The 18,061-nt window shown below is 54.6% G+C and carries 21 protein-coding genes; 13 read left to right on the plus strand and 8 right to left on the minus strand.

Annotated elements, in window-relative coordinates; translation table 11 throughout:
* Window positions 1–2: 2 nt before the first annotated feature.
* On the minus strand, window positions 3–983 hold the full coding sequence (kdsD, locus tag F3J39_RS13505) for an arabinose-5-phosphate isomerase KdsD (RefSeq protein ID WP_039382218.1): 981 nt from the start codon (window positions 981–983) through the stop codon (window positions 3–5).
* Window positions 984–995: 12 nt separating this feature from the next.
* Entirely contained in the window at window positions 996–1,979 is a 984-nt protein-coding gene (locus F3J39_RS13510) for a calcium/sodium antiporter (protein ID WP_104085590.1), read from the minus strand.
* A gap of 226 nt (window positions 1,980–2,205) precedes the next feature.
* Between F3J39_RS13510 and mlaF the strand changes: the two genes are divergently transcribed.
* From mlaF to murA, 7 genes are all read left to right on the plus strand, one after another.
* Window positions 2,206–3,021: a phospholipid ABC transporter ATP-binding protein MlaF gene (gene mlaF, locus F3J39_RS13515; protein ID WP_039382224.1), complete on the plus strand. Its 816-nt coding sequence runs from the start codon at window positions 2,206–2,208 to the stop codon at window positions 3,019–3,021.
* A 4-nt stretch (window positions 3,022–3,025) separates the two neighbouring features.
* Complete coding sequence (gene mlaE, locus F3J39_RS13520) at window positions 3,026–3,808, plus strand: lipid asymmetry maintenance ABC transporter permease subunit MlaE (protein WP_039382227.1); 783 nt, start codon at window positions 3,026–3,028, stop codon at window positions 3,806–3,808.
* A gap of 4 nt (window positions 3,809–3,812) precedes the next feature.
* Complete coding sequence (gene mlaD, locus F3J39_RS13525) at window positions 3,813–4,346, plus strand: outer membrane lipid asymmetry maintenance protein MlaD (protein WP_039382230.1); 534 nt, start codon at window positions 3,813–3,815, stop codon at window positions 4,344–4,346.
* Between the two features lie 19 nt (window positions 4,347–4,365).
* Window positions 4,366–5,004 carry a phospholipid-binding protein MlaC gene (mlaC, locus tag F3J39_RS13530; RefSeq protein ID WP_039382232.1) on the plus strand — a complete coding sequence of 213 codons (639 nt, stop codon included), beginning with the start codon at window positions 4,366–4,368 and terminating at the stop codon, window positions 5,002–5,004.
* Window positions 5,004–5,309: a lipid asymmetry maintenance protein MlaB gene (gene mlaB, locus F3J39_RS13535; RefSeq protein WP_166714308.1), complete on the plus strand. Its 306-nt coding sequence runs from the start codon at window positions 5,004–5,006 to the stop codon at window positions 5,307–5,309. The genes mlaC and mlaB overlap by 1 nt, the downstream gene beginning before the upstream one ends.
* Before the next feature lie 114 nt (window positions 5,310–5,423).
* Complete coding sequence (gene ibaG / locus F3J39_RS13540) at window positions 5,424–5,681, plus strand: BolA family iron metabolism protein IbaG (RefSeq protein WP_039382236.1); 258 nt, start codon at window positions 5,424–5,426, stop codon at window positions 5,679–5,681.
* 46 nt (window positions 5,682–5,727) lie between these two features.
* Complete coding sequence (gene murA / locus F3J39_RS13545; protein WP_039382238.1) at window positions 5,728–6,987, plus strand: UDP-N-acetylglucosamine 1-carboxyvinyltransferase; 1,260 nt, start codon at window positions 5,728–5,730, stop codon at window positions 6,985–6,987.
* A gap of 53 nt (window positions 6,988–7,040) precedes the next feature.
* On the opposite strand, the gene F3J39_RS13550 is transcribed toward murA, so the two are convergent.
* Together F3J39_RS13550 and ispB are read right to left on the minus strand one after the other, a co-directional pair.
* The gene (locus F3J39_RS13550; RefSeq protein WP_039382241.1) at window positions 7,041–7,334 is read right to left on the minus strand and encodes a helix-turn-helix transcriptional regulator; all 294 of its coding nucleotides are present in this window, start codon (window positions 7,332–7,334) and stop codon (window positions 7,041–7,043) included.
* Window positions 7,335–7,560: 226 nt separating this feature from the next.
* The gene (gene ispB / locus F3J39_RS13555; protein WP_039382243.1) at window positions 7,561–8,532 is read right to left on the minus strand and encodes an octaprenyl diphosphate synthase; all 972 of its coding nucleotides are present in this window, start codon (window positions 8,530–8,532) and stop codon (window positions 7,561–7,563) included.
* A gap of 254 nt (window positions 8,533–8,786) precedes the next feature.
* On the opposite strand from ispB, the gene rplU reads away from it, so the two are divergent.
* The 3 genes from rplU (at window position 8,787) to cgtA (ending at window position 10,795) form a co-directional block, all read left to right on the plus strand.
* A complete protein-coding gene (gene rplU, locus F3J39_RS13560; RefSeq protein ID WP_039382246.1) occupies window positions 8,787–9,098 on the plus strand; it encodes a 50S ribosomal protein L21 in 312 nt (103 codons plus the stop codon).
* 15 nt (window positions 9,099–9,113) lie between these two features.
* A complete protein-coding gene (rpmA, locus tag F3J39_RS13565) occupies window positions 9,114–9,371 on the plus strand; it encodes a 50S ribosomal protein L27 (RefSeq protein ID WP_039382249.1) in 258 nt (85 codons plus the stop codon).
* A 248-nt stretch (window positions 9,372–9,619) separates the two neighbouring features.
* Window positions 9,620–10,795: an Obg family GTPase CgtA gene (cgtA, locus tag F3J39_RS13570; RefSeq protein ID WP_039382251.1), complete on the plus strand. Its 1,176-nt coding sequence runs from the start codon at window positions 9,620–9,622 to the stop codon at window positions 10,793–10,795.
* 45 nt (window positions 10,796–10,840) lie between these two features.
* Here the strand turns inward: cgtA and pmrB are convergent, their stop codons facing one another.
* Genes pmrB through dacB form a run of 3 tightly spaced genes read right to left on the minus strand, consistent with a single transcriptional unit; the run spans window position 10,841 to window position 13,994 of the window.
* The gene (pmrB, locus tag F3J39_RS13575; RefSeq protein WP_039382254.1) at window positions 10,841–11,902 is read right to left on the minus strand and encodes a two-component system sensor histidine kinase PmrB; all 1,062 of its coding nucleotides are present in this window, start codon (window positions 11,900–11,902) and stop codon (window positions 10,841–10,843) included.
* Window positions 11,899–12,561 (minus strand): two-component system response regulator PmrA, encoded by a 663-nt coding sequence (pmrA, locus tag F3J39_RS13580; protein WP_071669139.1) that lies wholly within the window; start codon window positions 12,559–12,561, stop codon window positions 11,899–11,901. The genes pmrB and pmrA overlap by 4 nt, the downstream gene beginning before the upstream one ends.
* A complete protein-coding gene (gene dacB, locus F3J39_RS13585) occupies window positions 12,561–13,994 on the minus strand; it encodes a serine-type D-Ala-D-Ala carboxypeptidase (protein ID WP_039382258.1) in 1,434 nt (477 codons plus the stop codon). The genes pmrA and dacB overlap by 1 nt, the downstream gene beginning before the upstream one ends.
* A gap of 246 nt (window positions 13,995–14,240) precedes the next feature.
* On the opposite strand from dacB, the gene greA reads away from it, so the two are divergent.
* Complete coding sequence (gene greA, locus F3J39_RS13590; RefSeq protein WP_039382260.1) at window positions 14,241–14,717, plus strand: transcription elongation factor GreA; 477 nt, start codon at window positions 14,241–14,243, stop codon at window positions 14,715–14,717.
* A 121-nt stretch (window positions 14,718–14,838) separates the two neighbouring features.
* Here the strand turns inward: greA and yhbY are convergent, their stop codons facing one another.
* Window positions 14,839–15,132: a ribosome assembly RNA-binding protein YhbY gene (yhbY, locus tag F3J39_RS13595; protein WP_039382264.1), complete on the minus strand. Its 294-nt coding sequence runs from the start codon at window positions 15,130–15,132 to the stop codon at window positions 14,839–14,841.
* Between the two features lie 126 nt (window positions 15,133–15,258).
* Between yhbY and rlmE the strand changes: the two genes are divergently transcribed.
* Both rlmE and ftsH read left to right on the plus strand, forming a co-directional pair.
* A complete protein-coding gene (gene rlmE, locus F3J39_RS13600) occupies window positions 15,259–15,888 on the plus strand; it encodes a 23S rRNA (uridine(2552)-2'-O)-methyltransferase RlmE (protein ID WP_039382266.1) in 630 nt (209 codons plus the stop codon).
* A gap of 173 nt (window positions 15,889–16,061) precedes the next feature.
* Complete coding sequence (ftsH, locus tag F3J39_RS13605; RefSeq protein ID WP_039382268.1) at window positions 16,062–17,990, plus strand: ATP-dependent zinc metalloprotease FtsH; 1,929 nt, start codon at window positions 16,062–16,064, stop codon at window positions 17,988–17,990.
* Window positions 17,991–18,061: the final 71 nt, after the last annotated feature.

Raw genomic sequence — 18,061 nt, forward strand, 5'->3', positions numbered from 1 at the left:
GTTCAGACTACGCCAGCGCGCAGCATGTCATGCATGTGGACGACGCCCAGCAGCCGATCTTCATCGGCTACCAGGACGGCAGTGATATTTTTATTTTGCATCAGATTTAAGGCCTCTACCGCCAGCATATTTGGCCGGACGCGGATGCCGCCACGCGTCATGACGTCCTGAATACGCGCTGACTGAAAATCGACGCCCATATCAAAAATACGGCGCAGATCGCCATCGGTAAAAATCCCTTCAATTTTCATTAAGTCATCGACGATCACCGTGAGACCGAGGTTTTTGCGCGTGATCTCCAGCAGGGCATCACGCAGCGACGCCTCGCGCGTGACGTGCGGAATTTCATCGCCGCTGTGCATAATGTCGCTGACGTGCAGCAGCAGTTTACGACCCAGCGCGCCGCCAGGATGCGACAGAGCAAAATCCTCTGGCGTAAAACCGCGCGCCTCAAGCAGCGCCACCGCCAGCGCATCGCCCATCACCAGCGTTGCCGTGGTGCTGGACGTTGGTGCCAGTCCCAGCGGGCACGCTTCCTGCGGCACTTTCACACACAGGTGAACATCTGCCGCGCGGCCCATGGCGCTCTCCGGGCGGCTGGTCATACAGATCAGCTGCACTTTCTGTCGCTTCAGCACCGGGATCAGCGCCAGGATCTCTGCCGACTCGCCGCTGTTCGAGATGGCGATAACCACATCGCTGGCGCTCACCATGCCGAGGTCGCCATGGCTCGCCTCGCCCGGATGCACAAAAAAGGAGGCGGTGCCGGTGCTGGCAAAGGTCGCGGCCATTTTCTTACCGATATGTCCTGACTTGCCCATGCCCATCACCACGACTTTTCCCTGGCAGGCATAAAGCAGCTGGCAGGCGCGGCTGAAGTCGTCATTGATATACTGATCAAGCTGTTCAAGTCCTTCACGTTCGATGCGCAGAACCTTTTTACCCGCCTGCTGAAAATCAAACTCTGCATGCTGCTGTGACATATCAGTGCATCCTTAATAGCCAGTAAGAAGGGTGGGGCTGAGCCACAGCCATAGCACCCAGAGAAGAAATCCGCTCAGTAACAGCGCGCCGGCTATCCGGCCGACGCGCCGCTTACGCAGCAGACAAAACAGGGCAAACACTACGCTGACGCCGAGCATGACCCAGTAATCACGGCTAAACGCGAGCGGATTGACCTCGCCCGGATGAAACAGCGCGGGCAGGCCAAGAACAATCGCCAGGTTGAAAATATTGGCGCCGATCAGATTACCAATCGCCATATCATCTTCACCTTTCAGCGCACCCGCGACAACCGTGGCCAGCTCCGGCAGGCTGGTCCCTACCGCGATAAGCGTCAGCCCCATCACCAGCTCGCTTACGCCAAAGTAATCAGCAAAGACGGTGGCATTGTCGATGACCATACGGGTCGACATCGGCAATATAATCAGCGCGACCGCCAGCCAGAGAAAGGCTACCGTGTTACCCGCTTCATCGCGCGGCAGTTCTGCCAGCTGTTCCCGGGTGAGTGTATCGCTGTTGTCATGTCCGGCGCGGCGGGCAATGCGGATCACGATCAGCAGATAGAACAGCGCCATCAGCAACAGCGCGACACCATCCAGCCGGCTCAGGTAATTATCAAACAGCATAATGCCGCTCAGCAAAGAGACCAGCAGCAGCAGCGGAAGTTCGCGCCGAATCAAATTGGAGTGTACGGTTAAAGGATGAAGCAGCGCGGCGCCACCCAGAATTAACAGGATATTCGTAATGTTTGAGCCCAGCGCGGTGCCTACGGCCAAATCCATCTGTCCATGTTGCGCAGCTGAAAACGAAATAATCAGCTCCGGTAGCGATGTGCCGATACTGACTACCGTCATGCCGATAATCAGCGGCGGAATACCGAATGAGCGGCACAGAATGGCGGCGCTGAAGACCAGTCGATCGGCCCCGTAAGCCAGTAACAGCAATCCGATAAACAACAGGGCGGTAGCTACAAACATGAAAAATCCTTGATGGATACGGTGCCGGCGGACCCTGGCCGGCAAAAAAACCTGAGATGCGGGGAGAGTCAGCCGCTGATTTTGACTCTCTGAGCGACAAAAGTAAATTTAATGACCGTTTTCGCCACACTGAACCGGTAAGTTTCTGTAAAACTATCGTGAATTGCGGTTTACCAGGCTACCATCCACCCCATTTAGTACGCCCGACCCGCTTAACGAGGTAATAATGACTCAGCAGCAAACGAATCTGGTCGAGGTGCGCGGTGTGAGTTTCACCCGTGGCGATCGCACGATATTCGATGATATTTCACTTACGGTTCCGGCGGGCAAAGTGACCGCGATTATGGGACCTTCCGGCATCGGAAAAACAACGCTGTTACGCCTGATTGGCGGTCAGCTGCAGCCTGACCACGGCGAAATCTGGTTTCAGGGCCAGAATATTCCCAGCCTGTCACGGCGCAAGCTCTATGAAGCCCGTAAGAAAATGAGCATGCTGTTTCAGTCAGGCGCGCTCTTTACCGATCTTAACGTCTATGAAAACGTCGCCTGGCCACTGCGCGAGCACACTCAGCTACCGCCGGAACTGCTGCACAGCACGGTGATGATGAAGCTTGAAGCGGTCGGACTGCGCGGCGCGGCAAAACTTATGCCGGCAGAGCTCTCCGGCGGGATGGCGCGACGTGCTGCGCTGGCACGTGCCATTGCGCTGGAACCGGAACTCATTATGTTTGATGAGCCGTTTGTGGGGCAGGATCCAATAACTATGGGCGTGCTGGTCAAGCTGATTGATGAGCTGAACCACTCGCTGGGCGTGACCTGTATTGTGGTATCGCATGATGTGCCTGAAGTCCTGAGCATCGCCGATCACGCCTATATTGTTGCCGGGCAAAAAATCATTGCTGAAGGCAGCACCCGGCAGCTGAAGGAGAACGCCGATCCGCGCGTACGCCAGTTTATTGATGGGCATGCTGATGGTCCGGTGCCGTTTCGTTTCGCCGCCGGCGACTATCTTAGTGATTTGACCCGGACAGGGAGAGAGTAAACTCATGGTGTTACAGGCACTGGCGTCGTTCGGGCGTCGGGGAATAAACAGCTGTGCGACCTTTGGTCGCGCCGGTCTGATGCTGTTTCATGCGCTGGTGGGAAAACCCGCTTTTCGCCGCCATGCTCCATTGTTGATCAGGCAGCTTTATAGCGTTGGCGTACTCTCGCTGCTGATTATTGTGGTTTCTGGTCTGTTTATCGGCATGGTGCTGGGACTGCAGGGATATCTGGTGCTGACCACCTACAGCGCGGAGACCAGCCTTGGCATGCTGGTGGCGCTGTCGCTGCTGCGTGAGCTGGGGCCGGTTGTCACGGCGCTGCTGTTTGCCGGACGAGCCGGCTCGGCGCTGACGGCAGAGATTGGTCTGATGAAAGCCACAGAGCAGCTCTCCAGTATGGAGATGATGGCGGTGGATCCGCTGCGCCGCGTGGTCTCGCCACGCTTCTGGGCGGGTTTTATCAGTATGCCGCTGTTAACGCTGATTTTTACGGCCGTCGGTATTGCCGGTGGTGCACTGGTTGGCGTTGGCTGGAAAGGTATCGATCCCGGCTTTTTCTGGTCCGCGATGCAAAGCGCGGTAGATTTTCATAATGATGTCCTTAACTGCCTGATCAAGAGCGCAGTTTTTGCCATTACGGTAACCTGGATTGCGCTGTTTAACGGCTACGATGCGATTCCGACGTCGGAAGGTATCAGCCGGGCAACAACGCGTACCGTCGTACACGCTTCACTGGCGGTGCTTGGGCTTGATTTTGTGCTGACCGCACTGATGTTTGGGAACTGATGCAATGCAAAGCAAGAAAAATGAAATTTGGGTAGGGGTATTTATGCTGGCGGCGCTGGTGGCGCTGCTGTTTCTCAGTCTGCGCGTGGCCGATCTCAAATCGCTGGGCACCGAGCCCACGTGGAAGCTCTACGCTACCTTTGACAATATTGGCGGCCTGAAAATCAGTTCACCTGTAAAAATTGGCGGCGTCGTCATTGGCCGCGTAACGGATATTTCACTGGATGAGAAAAGCCTGTCGCCGCGCGTGACCATGGATATCAGCGAACAGTATGTCGACAAAATCCCGGATACCAGTTCTCTGGCTATTCGTACGCAGGGTTTGCTGGGCGAACAGTTTCTGGCGCTGAATCTGGGCTTTGACGATCCGGATCTCGGTTCAGCTATGCTGAAAGATGGCGGAACGTTGCGCGACACCAAATCTGCCCTGGTGCTTGAGGATTTGATTGGTCAGTTCCTTTACAAAAGCGGCGACGGCAGCAAAGAGAATCAGTCACAGGATGGCGAGCGTGCACCTGCGCCTGCCACAACGGAATAATCCAAAGAGGTAAAACACGATGTTGAAACGTTTTCTGATGGTTGCCCTGCTGGCAATCGCTCCCCTGGCCGCCACGGCAGCGGATACGGATCAGAGCAACCCGTATAAGCTGATGAATGAAGCCGCAGCCAAAACTTTTACCCGGCTGAAAAATGAACAGCCGAAAATCAAGCAGGATCCCAACTATCTGCGCGATATTGTGCGCCAGGAGCTGCTGCCCTATGTGCAGATTAAATATGCCGGCGCGCTGGTTTTAGGCCGTTACTATCGTGAAGCGACGCCGGCACAGCGCGACGCCTACTTTGCCGCATTCGGTGACTACCTGGCCCAGGCTTACGGGCAGGCGCTGGCGCTGTATCACGGTCAGACTTACCAGATTCAGCCGGAAAAACCGCTGGGCGATGCCAATATTGTGGCTATTCGCGTCACCATTGTTGATCCTAACGGCCGTCCGCCGGTGCGTCTCGATTTTCAGTGGCGTAAAAACAGCCAGAGCGGAAAATGGCAGGCTTACGATATGATTGCCGAAGGGATCAGTATGATCACCACCAAGCAGAATGAGTGGAGCGATCTGCTGCGCACTAAAGGCATTGATGGCCTGACTGCACAGCTGAAAACCTATGCGGCACAACCTATTACACTGGATAAACAGCAATAATGAGTGAATCGTTACGCTGGCAGCGCAGTACTGATACGCTGGTACTGAGCGGCAAGCTTGACCGGGATACGCTGCTGACACTATGGCAGCAGCGTGAAACGGTTATGCAGAATATAAATGTCATTGATGTGGCGGCTCTGGAGCGGGTCGATTCGGCCGGGCTGGCGCTGCTGGTGCATCTGCGCGAGATGGTACGCGCGCAGGGAAGTACGCCGCTGTTCACGGGTGCGACAGATAAACTCCATTCTCTTATTACGCTTTATAATCTTCAGCAGATTATTGTTTCTGCGGAGAAAAGCGTCTGATCTGACGGCTGAAAAACCAGGCCCCTGATGCGTTCAGGGGCTTTTGCATATTTAAGACTCAGCCGCTTTCCTCTAAGATATCCGCCTTATTATTATCAAGTGAAGTTATAAACCATGGAAAATAGTGAAGTTCAGGCAGTCCTGATGCAGGCGCTGTCATTAGATGAAGTCCACGTGATGAGCAACGACGGCAGCCATTTCCAGGTGATCGCCGTGGGCGAAATGTTTGGCGAACTGAGCCGGGTAAAAAAACAGCAGGCTGTTTATGCGCCGCTGATGGAATACATTGCGGATAATCGCATTCATGCGGTTTCCATCAAGACTTATACTCCCGCCGAGTGGGCTCGCGACCGTAAACTTAACGGATTCTGAGTACCAGTCTGGTTGTTTTGTTGATAGATAATTGAGAGCCGTGTTAATGGACAAATTTCGTGTGCAAGGCCCCACCCGCTTAAGTGGTGAAGTGACCATTTCCGGCGCAAAAAATGCAGCGCTGCCGATTCTGTTTGCCGCGCTGCTGGCAGAAGAGCCGGTAGAAATTCAGAATGTCCCGCAGCTGCGTGATATTGATACCACCATGAAGCTGCTGAGCCTGCTGGGTGCACGCACAGAGCGTAACGGTTCGGTGCATGTTGATGCGCGCGAAGTTAACGTCTTCAGCGCTCCTTACGATCTGGTTAAAACGATGCGTGCTTCTATCTGGGCGCTCGGGCCGCTGGTGGCACGATTTGGTCAGGGTCAGGTATCACTGCCGGGCGGCTGCGCGATTGGTGCCCGTCCGGTCGATCTGCATATCACTGGTCTGGAACAGCTCGGCGCGGAAATTAAGCTGGAAGAGGGCTATGTTAAAGCCTCAGTCAATGGCCGCCTGAAAGGCGCGCACATCGTCATGGATAAAGTCAGCGTCGGCGCTACCGTAACTATTATGAGTGCGGCAACGCTGGCAACCGGCACCACGGTAATCGAGAACGCGGCGCGCGAGCCGGAGATTGTTGATACGGCAAACTTCCTCAATACGCTGGGTGCAAAAATTTCTGGCGCAGGCACGGACAAAATTACGATTGAAGGTGTGGAACGTCTGGGTGGCGGTGTCTATCGCGTGCTGCCGGATCGTATCGAAACCGGCACCTTCCTTGTGGCTGCGGCTATCTCGCGCGGCAAAGTCATCTGCCGCAATGCACAGCCGGATACGCTGGATGCGGTACTGGCTAAACTGCGCGACGCGGGTGCAGAGATTGAAACCGGTGATGACTGGATTAGTCTTGATATGCACGGCAAGCGGCCAAAAGCGGTGAATATCCGCACTGCACCGCATCCGGGTTTTCCAACCGATATGCAGGCGCAGTTCACTCTGCTGAATCTGCTGGCGGAAGGCACGGGCGTGATCACAGAAACCATCTTTGAAAACCGCTTTATGCACATCCCGGAACTGATCCGTATGGGTGCGCATGCGGAAATCGAGAGCAACACGGCGATTTGTCACGGTGTGGAAACGCTCTCGGGTGCACAGGTTATGGCGACCGATTTACGTGCTTCGGCGAGTCTGGTACTGGCAGGCTGTATTGCTGAAGGCACTACGGTTGTTGACCGGATTTACCATATCGATCGCGGCTATGAGCATATCGAAGATAAGCTCAAAGCGATGGGCGCGAACATTGAGCGTATCAGCGGCGAATAAGCCAGTCAGTATGATGGACCAGAACCAGTCACAGCAGCGTGGCTGGTTTTTTTTTATTTTTTTTCCGGGATCTTTTTCAGACTATCGGGCGATCGGATCCGCTTTTTGCGATCCAGCAGAAGCAGGGTGTCAGGATCGTAATAGCGGCTTGGCCAGATTTCTGCCGGATGTACCTCAAGCGCCATAGCGATAAGCCACTCGCCTTTGGGCCAGGGGCGTGACAGCGCATTGGCGAGCGTTGAGGAGCAAAGTCCTGACGCACGTGACAGAGCCGCCAGTGAAGTACCACGTTTGCGTAGCGCTGCGATAATATCTGCAGGATGCCAATCCTCTTTCCTTGTCTGCATAACTTGTTCTCCATATCCATGTAATGCGTAATCGCTGCTGTGGCAGTGAAGGGTAAAACTGGAAATTAACGGCTCTATATAGCAAAAAGGTTCCATTAATTTCCAGTAATTGTTACACCCAGGTAGCAAAATCTGGCGGGTATTCGCAAAAAGCGTGCAAACTTATGCAAACGGCGCAGGAAACGGCGGGAAAATAAAAAACGGAGCCGGGCGGCTCCGTCCGGAATTAAAAGTCGCGCTGCACTGACATATGCGCCAGCGCTTCAAGCGCAGTACGCCACGGACTCTCAGGCAGCAGCTGTAGCGCAGCAATCGCTTTATCCGCTTCTTCTTCAGCGCGTTTGCGCGTCCATTCCAGTGAACCCGTCTGCTGCATAGCGGCCAGCACCGGCTCCAGCAAATGGCGTCCGTTGCCTTCCTCAATCGCGCTGCGGATCATAGCGGCCTGCTCGGGGGTGCCATGATGCATGGCATGCAGCAGGGGCAGCGTCGGTTTCCCTTCGCTGAGATCGTCACCGGTATTTTTACCCAGCGTCTCGCCATCTGCGCTGTAGTCGAGCAAATCGTCAATTAACTGGAAAGCGGTGCCAAGGTAGCGACCATAATCCTGCAGCGCTTTCTCCTGAGCAGGCGAAGCCTCTGCCAGAATCGCTGAGGCCTGAGAAGCAGCCTCAAACAGACGCGCCGTTTTACTGTAGATCACGCGCATGTAGCTCTCTTCAGTGATGTCAGGATCGTTACAGTTCATCAGCTGCAGCACTTCGCCTTCTGCGATCACATTCACCGCTTCTGACATCAGCGCGAGGATCTTTAAGGATCCGAGGCTGGTCATCATCTGAAAAGCGCGCGTATAGATAAAATCACCTACCAGCACGCTGGCGGCATTACCAAACGCCGCATTCGCAGTCGCTTTGCCGCGACGCATGTCAGACTCATCCACCACATCATCATGCAGCAGTGTTGCCGTGTGGATAAATTCAATCAGTGCTGCGTTCGTAACATGCAGCGAACCCTGATAGTTGAGCGCACGCGCTGAAAGCACGGCAATCATCGGACGAATGCGTTTACCTCCGCCGCTGACAATGTAGTAGCCCAACTGGTTGATCAGTGAGACATCTGAATTCAGCTGGTCGAGGATGGTCTGGTTGACGGCCGCCATGTCCTGCGCGGTTAGTTCGTTAATTTGTTCTAGGTTCATTCGTCTGTTCAGCTTTGACTCGTTTTTTGCATGGTAGGCGCTTTTACCCAGCGTGAGTTCAGGTAATCTGTTACTGATTGTACTTGAAAATTCAGGATGAGAAACGGTTGCATTCACTCTGCGCTTTTTTTCTGCAGGAGAGTGCAAAGTGCGCTTGTTTTCTGCTGGATATTTGCGTAGAATTCGCGCCCTATTGTGAATATTATCGCGCCGCCTGATTACACAGAAAGGCAAGCGCAGAAGCGGAGTTTTATATGTACGCGGTTTTCCAAAGTGGTGGTAAACAACACCGAGTAAGCGAAGGTCAGACCGTTCGCCTGGAAAAGCTGGACATCGCAACCGGCGAAACCATTGAGTTCGACCAGGTTCTGATGATTGCAAATGGCGAAGACGTGAAAATCGGCGCGCCACTGGTTTCAGGCGGAATGATCAAGGCAGAAGTTGTTGCTCACGGTCGCGGCGAAAAAATCAAGATTGTTAAGTTTCGTCGTCGTAAACACTACCGTAAGCAAGCTGGTCACCGTCAGTGGTTCACTGATGTGAAAATCACGACGATCAGCGCGTAAGAGGAGATCTGACAAATGGCACATAAGAAGGCTGGTGGTTCGACCCGTAACGGTCGCGACTCCAACGCAAAACGTCTGGGTGTTAAGCGTTTCGGTGGTGAATCTGTTCTGGCAGGTAGCATCATCGTTCGTCAGCGTGGCACCAAGTTCCACGCCGGTACCAATGTAGGCTGTGGTCGTGACCACACCCTGTTTGCTACCACAGACGGCAAAGTTAAATTCGAAGTGAAAGGCCCGAACAACCGTAAATATATCAGCATCGTTGCTGAGTAAGGTTGTCGTGCTGCAGACGATAATCGTCTGAACACACGAAGGAAAGGCCCCGCAGCTTTGCGGGGCTTTTTACATTCTGCCGCCGGTTATCGATTCCCCGCTAACTAAGCTGCGCGGTTTGTTGTACACTTTCTGTACATATCATATTACCAGATTTGCATTATCCGCCGCCGGTCAGCACAGAAGACCCTGGCGGACCCGTCTGCCGCTCTCTGCAGCGACAGACGACAGTGTGACGGAGAAATAGAATGAAGTTTGTTGATGAAGCGACGATCCTTGTGGTCGCAGGCGATGGCGGCAACGGTTGCGTTAGCTTCCGCCGCGAGAAATATATTCCTAAAGGCGGCCCGGACGGCGGTGACGGCGGTGATGGCGGTGACGTCTATCTGCTGGCAGATGAAAACCTCAATACCCTGATCGATTATCGCTTTGAAAAAGCGTTCCGCGCTGAGCGCGGTCAGAATGGTCAGAGCCGCGACTGCACCGGCAAACGTGGCAAAGATGTCACCATCAAAGTGCCGGTCGGTACGCGCATAATCGATCAGGGCACCGGTGAAACGCTGGGCGATATGACGCGCCATGAGCAGAAGCTGATGGTAGCGAAAGGCGGCTGGCACGGTCTTGGTAACACGCGTTTTAAATCCTCGGTTAACCGCACCCCGCGCCAGAAAACCATGGGGACGCCAGGCGAGAAACGCGATCTGCAGCTGGAGCTGATGCTGCTGGCCGATGTCGGCATGCTGGGTCTGCCGAATGCGGGTAAATCGACCTTTATTCGCGCCGTCTCTGCAGCGAAGCCAAAAGTGGCGGACTATCCGTTTACCACGCTGGTTCCCAGCCTGGGCGTTGTGCGCATGGACAGCGAAAAAAGCTTTGTCGTGGCCGATATCCCGGGGCTGATTGAAGGCGCAGCGGAAGGCGCCGGGCTGGGCATTCGCTTCCTGAAGCATCTTGAGCGCTGTCGCGTCCTGCTGCACCTGATCGACATTGCGCCTATCGACGAAACCGATCCGGTTGAAAACGCCCGCATCATTCTTGGCGAGCTGGAAAAATATAGCGAGAAGCTCTATCAGAAGCCGCGCTGGCTGGTGTTTAACAAAACTGACCTGCTGAGTCAGGAAGAAGCTGAAAGCCGCGCTAAAGCGATTGCAGAGGCGCTCGGCTGGGATGACAAATATTATCTTATCTCTGCCGCCAGCCGTACCGGCGTGAATGAACTCTGCTGGGATGTGATGAGCTTTATCATCGCTAATCCTAAAGAAGCGGAACTGGAAGAGAAGCAGCCTGAGAAGGTCGCGTTCATGTGGGATGATTACCATCGTGAAGCGCTGGAGACCGCTCAGGAAGTGGAAGAAGATGATGACTGGGATGATGACTGGGATGATGAAGACGACGAAGGCGTCGAAATTATCTATCAGCGTTAATCGCAGCTAAAAGCGGCCTTCGGGCCGCTTTTTTTATCTGCAGAGCTAGCCGTTGAGCTGATACGGCAGCGTACAGCGGGCAATCAGTCCGCTGCGGTCTTCACGGTTTTCCAGCGTCAGCGTACCGCGGTGCATTTGTACAATACGCAGCACAATATTCAGACCCAGTCCGCTGCCGCCGTAGCGCTGATCGCGACGGCGAAAGGCCTGGGTTAACTCCTCTGCGGCTCCGGCATCAATACCCGGCCCTTCATCCCATACTTCTGCCGTTACCTGCTGCGCATCCCGGTATAGCTTAACCTGCACCTCGCTGTTTTCCGGGCTATAGCGCGAGGCGTTCTCCAGCAAATTGCGCAGCATCAGGCGCAACAGCACCGCTTCGCCCTGCTGCGGGATATCACTCCCCTCTGGCCAGCGCAGCCGCTGCTGACGCTGTAGCAGCAGCTCGTCCATCTCTGGTTTCAGCGGCTGCATGATATCCTGCAGCCACCACAGCTGCTGATAGTGTCCGCCCGCCAGCGCCTGGCCGGCACGTGACAGCATGAGCAGCTGCTCTACGGTGTGCATCAGCTGATCGATACGGCTAATCAGCATTTCACTCTGCGGCACCTGCTGCTGCTGCAGCAGTTCCAGATGCAGCCGCAGCCCGGCGAGGGGCGTACGCAGCTCATGGGCAGCATCGGCAGTAAAAAGCCGCTCCTGCTGCAGCGTGTGGTCCAGACGGGAAAACAGCTGATTTATCGCGCCGGTGACGGCAACAATTTCATCCATATCCGCATACACCGGCAGGGGAGTGAGGTTGTCGGCGGAACGATGCGCCAGGCTATCCTGCAGCAGCTTAAGCGGGCGAATAATCCAGTTAATCGCCCAGAACGAGAGCAGCAGCGTCAGGCATACCATCACCAGTGAGGGCAGTAGCAACGAAGCGATCGCTTCGCGGATCTCATTCTCGACCCGCTGATTGCGCGCCTGAGCCGAAAGCGTCTCATTGACAAGAAAGCTGATCTGCTCCCGGCTCTCGTGCCAGAGCCAGATCACGCTCATGACCTGACAGATAAGCAGGATCAGCGCCAGCATGATCAGTAAGCGCTGCCGCATACTGTTCATTCGCGCAGTTCCAGCCGGTAACCCACACCGCGAACCGTTTTAATCCGATCTTTTCCCAGCTTGCGGCGCAGATTATGAATATGCACTTCCAGCGTGTTCGATCCGGGATCGTCGTTCCAGCTATAAAGATCCTGCTGCAGCGTTTCGCGATGCACATTTTGTCCGATGCGCATCAGCAGGCGCGTCAGCAGCGCAAACTCTTTAGGCGTAATATCCACCGACTGATTTTCAAGCAGCACCTGCTGCGTGCTGAGATTGAGCGTCAGATCGCCCTGTTGCAGCTGGTTATCGCTCTGCCCCTGATAGCGGCGGATCAGCGCCCGAACCCGCGCCTGCAGTTCTGCCAGTGCAAAAGGCTTGATCAGATAATCATCCGCACCGGCATCCAGGCCCTCCACGCGATCCTCCAGCGCATCACGCGCCGTAAGGATCAGCACCGGGATCGCAACGCCCTCGCGCCGCCACTGGCGCAGCAGCGAAGCGCCGTCGCGATCCGGCAGGCCAAGATCCAGCACGATCAGGGTATACTGACCGCTGCGCAATAGCGCATTACTCTCTGCGGCGCTGCTGGCGCAATCTGTTGCATAACCCTTAGCGCCCAGCGCCTGTGCCAGGCCCGACTGCAGCAGCGCATCATCTTCAACAATCAACAATTTCATTAGTTGTTCTTGTTAATGTCCGTGTAGAGGCGGCTTTCAAAGCGAACCAGCGGAATACGCCGCGTTTTCTGATTTTCCGGGGGCACGGCATAGCCTGACAGAAACTGCACAAAGGCAACGCGCGCACCGCTGGACGTGGTAATAAACCCTGCCAGATTATAGACGCCCTGCAGAGAACCGGTTTTTGCTGAGACTTTGCCATCGAGGCCCGCTTCATGGAGCCCGCCACGGTACTGCAGCGTGCCGTCGTAGCCGGCCAGCGGCAGCATAGAGATATAGTCGAGCGTGGCGTCGTTTTTAGCAATGTACTGCAGCACCTGCATCATTGTCTCTGGCGAGATCAAATCGTGACGCGACAGGCCGGAACCATCAACCTGAATGCTGTTGCCCATATCAATACCCGCTTTTTCGCGCAGAATACGACGCACGGCGTCAGAGGCGGCACGAAACGTACCCGGCACGTTAAAGTAGTGATGGCCGATGGTGCGGAACACGGTGTCCGCAATCATGTTGTCCGACTTTTTCAGCATCATGCGCAGTAGCGTATGCAGCGGCGCGGATTGGGTCGAGGCGAGCACGGTACCCGGCGACGTAACCTGCGTCTGGCGTACCAGATGACCGCTATAATCAATATCAGCCGCACGCAGCATCCCTTTCAGGATTTCACCTGACCAGGCGGCATCATCCTGAACCGCAAAGGCGAGCGGCAGCGGTTCTGCCCGCTGGCGCATACAGCCTGTCAGCGTATAGCGGTTAAGCTCACCAGGCACCACATCCAGCTCGCAGTACTGACCTTCGCCGCTGTTAGGGGCAAGCGTCCGGACCTGGCTGAACATATGGGCCGGATAGTAAGACGCAATACGCACAAAGGCGGTTTCACCAGCGGTTTTGCCACTGTAAAGCGAAACCGAGAAACAGTTTTTGTCGACAATCGCCGCGCCAGGTGGTGCGCTGAAGCACTGGGTCAGATCGTTCCATGGCCAGCCGGGAGCCATATCGTGGCTGGCAAATACGGAGGTATCAATCACCAGGTTGCCTTTGATGTGCGTGATACCCTGCTGCTTCAGCGCGGCGACCATATTGCGCAGATTCTGCCTGCTCAGCGTAGGATCGCCGCCAAAGCGGGCCACCAGATCGCCGTTCAGCGTGCCGTCGGTAATAGCACCGCGTGTCTCAAGCGTGGTCTGAAAGCGGAAGTCGGGTCCCAGCTCCAGAAGTGCCGCCAGCGCCGTGATCACTTTCATGGTGCTGGCCGGTAAAGCCATCTGTTTTCCGTGGTAGTCAATAATAGGGGTTGATGCGCCCACTTTCTGTACCATCAGCGCCAGGTTCGCGCCGTCAGGTAAATACTGCATGTATTCTTCAACGGGGGCCGCTTGTGCCTGCAGCATTACCGCGCAGGTTAATCCGGTAACAAGTCGTGAAAATCGCATAATCTCGCGGTAACTGACGGATGGGGCGTCAATACTACGTCCCCGGGCAGGGCAAAGTAAACGATGACCCACAGGGAACTCTGGGGTAAAATACGTATCAAAATGCAAAACCGATCCCTGACCCGGAAAGCTTTCCGGGTCAGGGTTCTTTTGCTTTTGAAAAGGGGCCGTGTGCCGCAGAAGCGATTATTCTGCTGTCACCAGTCAGGATGACACCGTTAACCAGGATAGAGACGAGGAGCCAAAATGAATCAGATTCCGATGACGTTACAAGGCGCTGAGAAGCTGCGTGAAGAGCTGAACGAACTGAAAACCGTAAAGCGTCCGCGCATCATCGCCTCCATCGCTGAAGCTCGTGAGCATGGCGACCTGAAAGAGAACGCCGAGTACCATGCTGCGCGTGAAGAGCAGGGGTTTTGCGAAGGGCGTATTCAGGAGATTGAAGCTAAACTTTCTAATGCGCAGGTGATCGACATCACATCTATGCCAAAAACCGGTCGCGTCATTTTCGGTGCCACGGTAACTGTGCTGAATGTAGATACCGACGAAGAGTTTACTTACCGCATTGTGGGTGACGATGAAGCAGATTTTAAACAAAATCTGATCTCAGTTAACTCGCCAATGGCGCGTGGTCTGGTGGGCAAAGAGGCCGATGACGTAGCCATTGTGAAAACGCCAGGCGGTGACGTGGAGTATGAAGTGCTGAAGGTTGAATATCTGTAAGCACCCGCTGCTGTTATGCCGGGCACAATGTAAAGAAAGGAAAAAGGCCGCATGGCGGCCTTTTATCGCATGCGTGAGCGTGGCACTTTCTCTGCCCGCTGCGCCGCGCTTAGTATAGAGCTTAACGAGGCAGCGTGATTTTGCGCTCTTTCGCCGGGCGGTACAGCACCAGCACATTGCCGATAACCTGCACATTGCTGGCCTTGGTTTCACGCACAATGGCCTCGACGATCAGCTGCTTGGTTTCGCGATCTTCTGAGGCAATTTTCACCTTAATCAGTTCGTGATGGTCAAGCGCCTGTTCGATTTCGGCGAGCACGCCTTCAGTAAGGCCGTTGCCGCCCAGCATGACCACCGGCTTCAGTGGGTGGGCCAGGCCTTTCAGGTGCTGTTTTTGTTTGGTACTCAGATTCATCGTATTTTTTGCTTACTCAGGGATTGAAAACGGGTCATTCTACCGCCATCTCGGGTATATCGCCAAATCATCGCTACCCATTGCGCGCTGATTTATCGCTACGATGACGATTTAACTGGAAAAATTATGACGGGTAAAAAGCGTTCGGCCAGTTCCAGTCGCTGGCTTCAGGAACACTTTAGCGATAAATATGTGCTTCAGGCACAGAAAAAAGGGCTGCGTTCGCGCGCCTGGTTTAAACTTGATGAAATTCAGCAGGGTGACAAGCTGTTTAAACCCGGTATGACCGTGGTGGACTTAGGCGCGGCACCCGGCGGCTGGTCACAATATGTGGTACAGCAGATTGGCAATAGCGGGCGGGTGATTGCCTGCGATCTGCTGCCGATGGATCCGATTGTCGGCGTGGATTTTATGCAGGGTGACTTCCGTGACGAGGCCGTGCTGAAAGCGCTGCTTGAGCGGGTAGGGGACCAGAAAGTTCAGGTGGTGATGTCAGATATGGCACCCAACATGAGCGGTACGCCAGCTGTGGATATTCCTCGTTCAATGTATTTAGTTGAACTGGCGCTGGAAATGTGTCGGGATGTACTGGCTCCCGGCGGCAGTTTTGTTGTGAAAGTGTTTCAGGGAGATGGCTTCGATGAATACCTCCGGGAAATTCGCTCCCTATTTACGAAAGTGAAAATTCGTAAGCCAGACGCTTCGCGGTTACGTTCACGTGAAGTGTATATTGTGGCGACAGGGCGCAAACTGTAGGCCCGAATACCGGCGTCAAAGCAAGCTGAATAGTGCGTTTATCCCGGCCTGATTCTGAGTTTCAGGGTAAACCAGCAAATTCATCCATGCTGCGATTCCAGGTATGAAGGATATATAGTACCCTACGCTGTCTGTTAACACCGTTGTAATATGAGGTTAATCCCTTGAGTGACATGGCGAAAAACCTGATTCTCTGGTTAGTCATCGCGGTCGTGCTGATGTCAGTATTCCAGAGCTTTGGGCCCAGCGAGTCGAATGGCCGTAGGGTTGATTATTCAACCTTCCTGTCGGAAGTGAACCAGGATCAGGTCCGCGAGGCACGTATTAACGGGCGTGAAATTAACGTAACCAAAAAAGACAGTAATAAATATACCACCTACATTCCTGTCAACGATCCCAAGTTACTCGATAACCTGCTGACCAAAAACGTCAAAGTAGTGGGTGAACCACCTGAAGAGCCAAGCCTGCTGGCTTCTATCTTCATTTCCTGGTTCCCGATGCTGCTGCTGATTGGCGTATGGATCTTCTTTATGCGTCAGATGCAGGGCGGCGGCGGTAAGGGCGCGATGTCCTTCGGCAAAAGCAAAGCCCGCATGCTGACGGAAGACCAGATCAAGACCACCTTTGCCGACGTCGCTGGCTGTGATGAAGCGAAAGAAGAGGTAGGTGAGCTGGTAGAGTATCTGCGTGAACCAAGCCGTTTCCAGAAGCTGGGCGGTAAAATCCCGAAAGGCGTCCTGATGGTGGGCCCGCCGGGTACAGGTAAAACGCTGCTGGCTAAAGCTATCGCCGGCGAAGCGAAAGTGCCTTTCTTCACTATTTCCGGTTCCGATTTCGTAGAAATGTTTGTCGGCGTGGGCGCATCCCGCGTGCGTGACATGTTCGAACAGGCGAAAAAAGCTGCGCCGTGCATCATCTTTATCGATGAGATCGATGCGGTAGGACGTCAGCGTGGTGCCGGTTTAGGCGGTGGTCACGATGAGCGTGAGCAGACGCTGAACCAGATGCTGGTTGAGATGGATGGTTTTGAAGGCAATGAAGGCATTATTGTTATCGCCGCAACCAACCGTCCGGATGTACTCGACCCTGCGCTGCTGCGTCCGGGCCGTTTTGACCGTCAGGTTGTCGTTGGCCTGCCGGACGTGCGCGGTCGTGAACAGATCCTGAAAGTGCATATGCGCCGTGTGCCGCTGGCAACCGACATCGATGCGGCTATTATCGCACGCGGTACACCGGGCTTCTCGGGAGCTGACCTGGCAAACCTGGTCAACGAAGCCGCACTCTTTGCCGCTCGTGGCAACAAGCGCGTAGTGTCGATGGTCGAGTTCGAAAAAGCCAAAGACAAAATCATGATGGGTGCAGAACGCCGCTCCATGGTGATGACGGAAGCGCAGAAAGAGTCAACCGCTTACCATGAAGCCGGGCATGCGATTATCGGCCGTCTGGTGCCAGAACACGATCCGGTACATAAAGTTACGATCATTCCGCGCGGCCGTGCGCTGGGCGTGACGTTCTTCCTGCCGGAAGGTGATGCTATCAGCGCCAGCCGTCAGAAACTGGAAAGTCAGATCTCCACGCTCTATGGCGGTCGTCTGGCTGAAGAGATCATCTACGGCGCAGAACATGTCTCTACCGGTGCATCTAACGACATCAAAGTGGCGACCAATCTGGCTCGTAACATGGTGACGCAGTGGGGCTTCTCAGAGAAGCTTGGCCCGCTGCTCTATGCGGAAGAAGAGGGTGAAGTGTTCCTTGGCCGTTCCGTAGCGAAAGCCAAGCATATGTCAGATGAGACTGCGCGCATCATCGATCAGGAAGTTAAACACCTGATCGACAGCAACTATCAGCGTGCACGTCGTATTCTGGGCGAGAACATGGATATTCTTCATGCGATGAAAGATGCGCTGATGAAGTATGAAACCATTGATGCTCCGCAGATTGATGACCTGATGGCGCGCCGCGATGTGCGACCGCCAGCTGGCTGGGAAGATCCCGGCAGCAACAACTCTGACAGCAACGGTACGCCAAAGGCGCCACGTCCGGTTGATGAACCGCGTACGCCGAATCCGGGTAATACCATGTCTGAGCAGTTCAATAAATAAGAGGCCATCACCTCAGCAAAAACCCCGGCCAGTCCGGGGTTTTTACATTTAACGTTTGACCACTTCAGGAC

It is taken from the genome of Pantoea sp. Acro-807 (genome assembly GCF_011752675.1).
Lineage (GTDB): Bacteria > Pseudomonadota > Gammaproteobacteria > Enterobacterales > Enterobacteriaceae > Pantoea > Pantoea eucrina.

Excerpts from the sequence above, each read along its gene's own strand:
- kdsD (WP_039382218.1), bottom strand. The coding sequence starts at position 983 with ATGTCACAGCAGCATGCAGAGTTTGATTTTCAGCAGGCGGGTAAAAAG.
- F3J39_RS13510 (WP_104085590.1), bottom strand. The coding sequence starts at position 1,979 with ATGTTTGTAGCTACCGCCCTGTTGTTTATCGGATTGCTGTTACTGGCT.
- mlaF (WP_039382224.1), top strand. The coding sequence starts at position 2,206 with ATGACTCAGCAGCAAACGAATCTGGTCGAGGTGCGCGGTGTGAGTTTC.
- mlaE (WP_039382227.1), top strand. The coding sequence starts at position 3,026 with ATGGTGTTACAGGCACTGGCGTCGTTCGGGCGTCGGGGAATAAACAGC.
- mlaD (WP_039382230.1), top strand. The coding sequence starts at position 3,813 with ATGCAAAGCAAGAAAAATGAAATTTGGGTAGGGGTATTTATGCTGGCG.
- mlaC (WP_039382232.1), top strand. The coding sequence starts at position 4,366 with ATGTTGAAACGTTTTCTGATGGTTGCCCTGCTGGCAATCGCTCCCCTG.
- mlaB (WP_166714308.1), top strand. The coding sequence starts at position 5,004 with ATGAGTGAATCGTTACGCTGGCAGCGCAGTACTGATACGCTGGTACTG.
- ibaG (WP_039382236.1), top strand. The coding sequence starts at position 5,424 with ATGGAAAATAGTGAAGTTCAGGCAGTCCTGATGCAGGCGCTGTCATTA.
- murA (WP_039382238.1), top strand. The coding sequence starts at position 5,728 with ATGGACAAATTTCGTGTGCAAGGCCCCACCCGCTTAAGTGGTGAAGTG.
- F3J39_RS13550 (WP_039382241.1), bottom strand. The coding sequence starts at position 7,334 with ATGCAGACAAGGAAAGAGGATTGGCATCCTGCAGATATTATCGCAGCG.
- ispB (WP_039382243.1), bottom strand. The coding sequence starts at position 8,532 with ATGAACCTAGAACAAATTAACGAACTAACCGCGCAGGACATGGCGGCC.
- rplU (WP_039382246.1), top strand. The coding sequence starts at position 8,787 with ATGTACGCGGTTTTCCAAAGTGGTGGTAAACAACACCGAGTAAGCGAA.
- rpmA (WP_039382249.1), top strand. The coding sequence starts at position 9,114 with ATGGCACATAAGAAGGCTGGTGGTTCGACCCGTAACGGTCGCGACTCC.
- cgtA (WP_039382251.1), top strand. The coding sequence starts at position 9,620 with ATGAAGTTTGTTGATGAAGCGACGATCCTTGTGGTCGCAGGCGATGGC.
- pmrB (WP_039382254.1), bottom strand. The coding sequence starts at position 11,902 with ATGAACAGTATGCGGCAGCGCTTACTGATCATGCTGGCGCTGATCCTG.
- pmrA (WP_071669139.1), bottom strand. The coding sequence starts at position 12,561 with ATGAAATTGTTGATTGTTGAAGATGATGCGCTGCTGCAGTCGGGCCTG.
- dacB (WP_039382258.1), bottom strand. The coding sequence starts at position 13,994 with ATGCGATTTTCACGACTTGTTACCGGATTAACCTGCGCGGTAATGCTG.
- greA (WP_039382260.1), top strand. The coding sequence starts at position 14,241 with ATGAATCAGATTCCGATGACGTTACAAGGCGCTGAGAAGCTGCGTGAA.
- yhbY (WP_039382264.1), bottom strand. The coding sequence starts at position 15,132 with ATGAATCTGAGTACCAAACAAAAACAGCACCTGAAAGGCCTGGCCCAC.
- rlmE (WP_039382266.1), top strand. The coding sequence starts at position 15,259 with ATGACGGGTAAAAAGCGTTCGGCCAGTTCCAGTCGCTGGCTTCAGGAA.
- ftsH (WP_039382268.1), top strand. The coding sequence starts at position 16,062 with ATGGCGAAAAACCTGATTCTCTGGTTAGTCATCGCGGTCGTGCTGATG.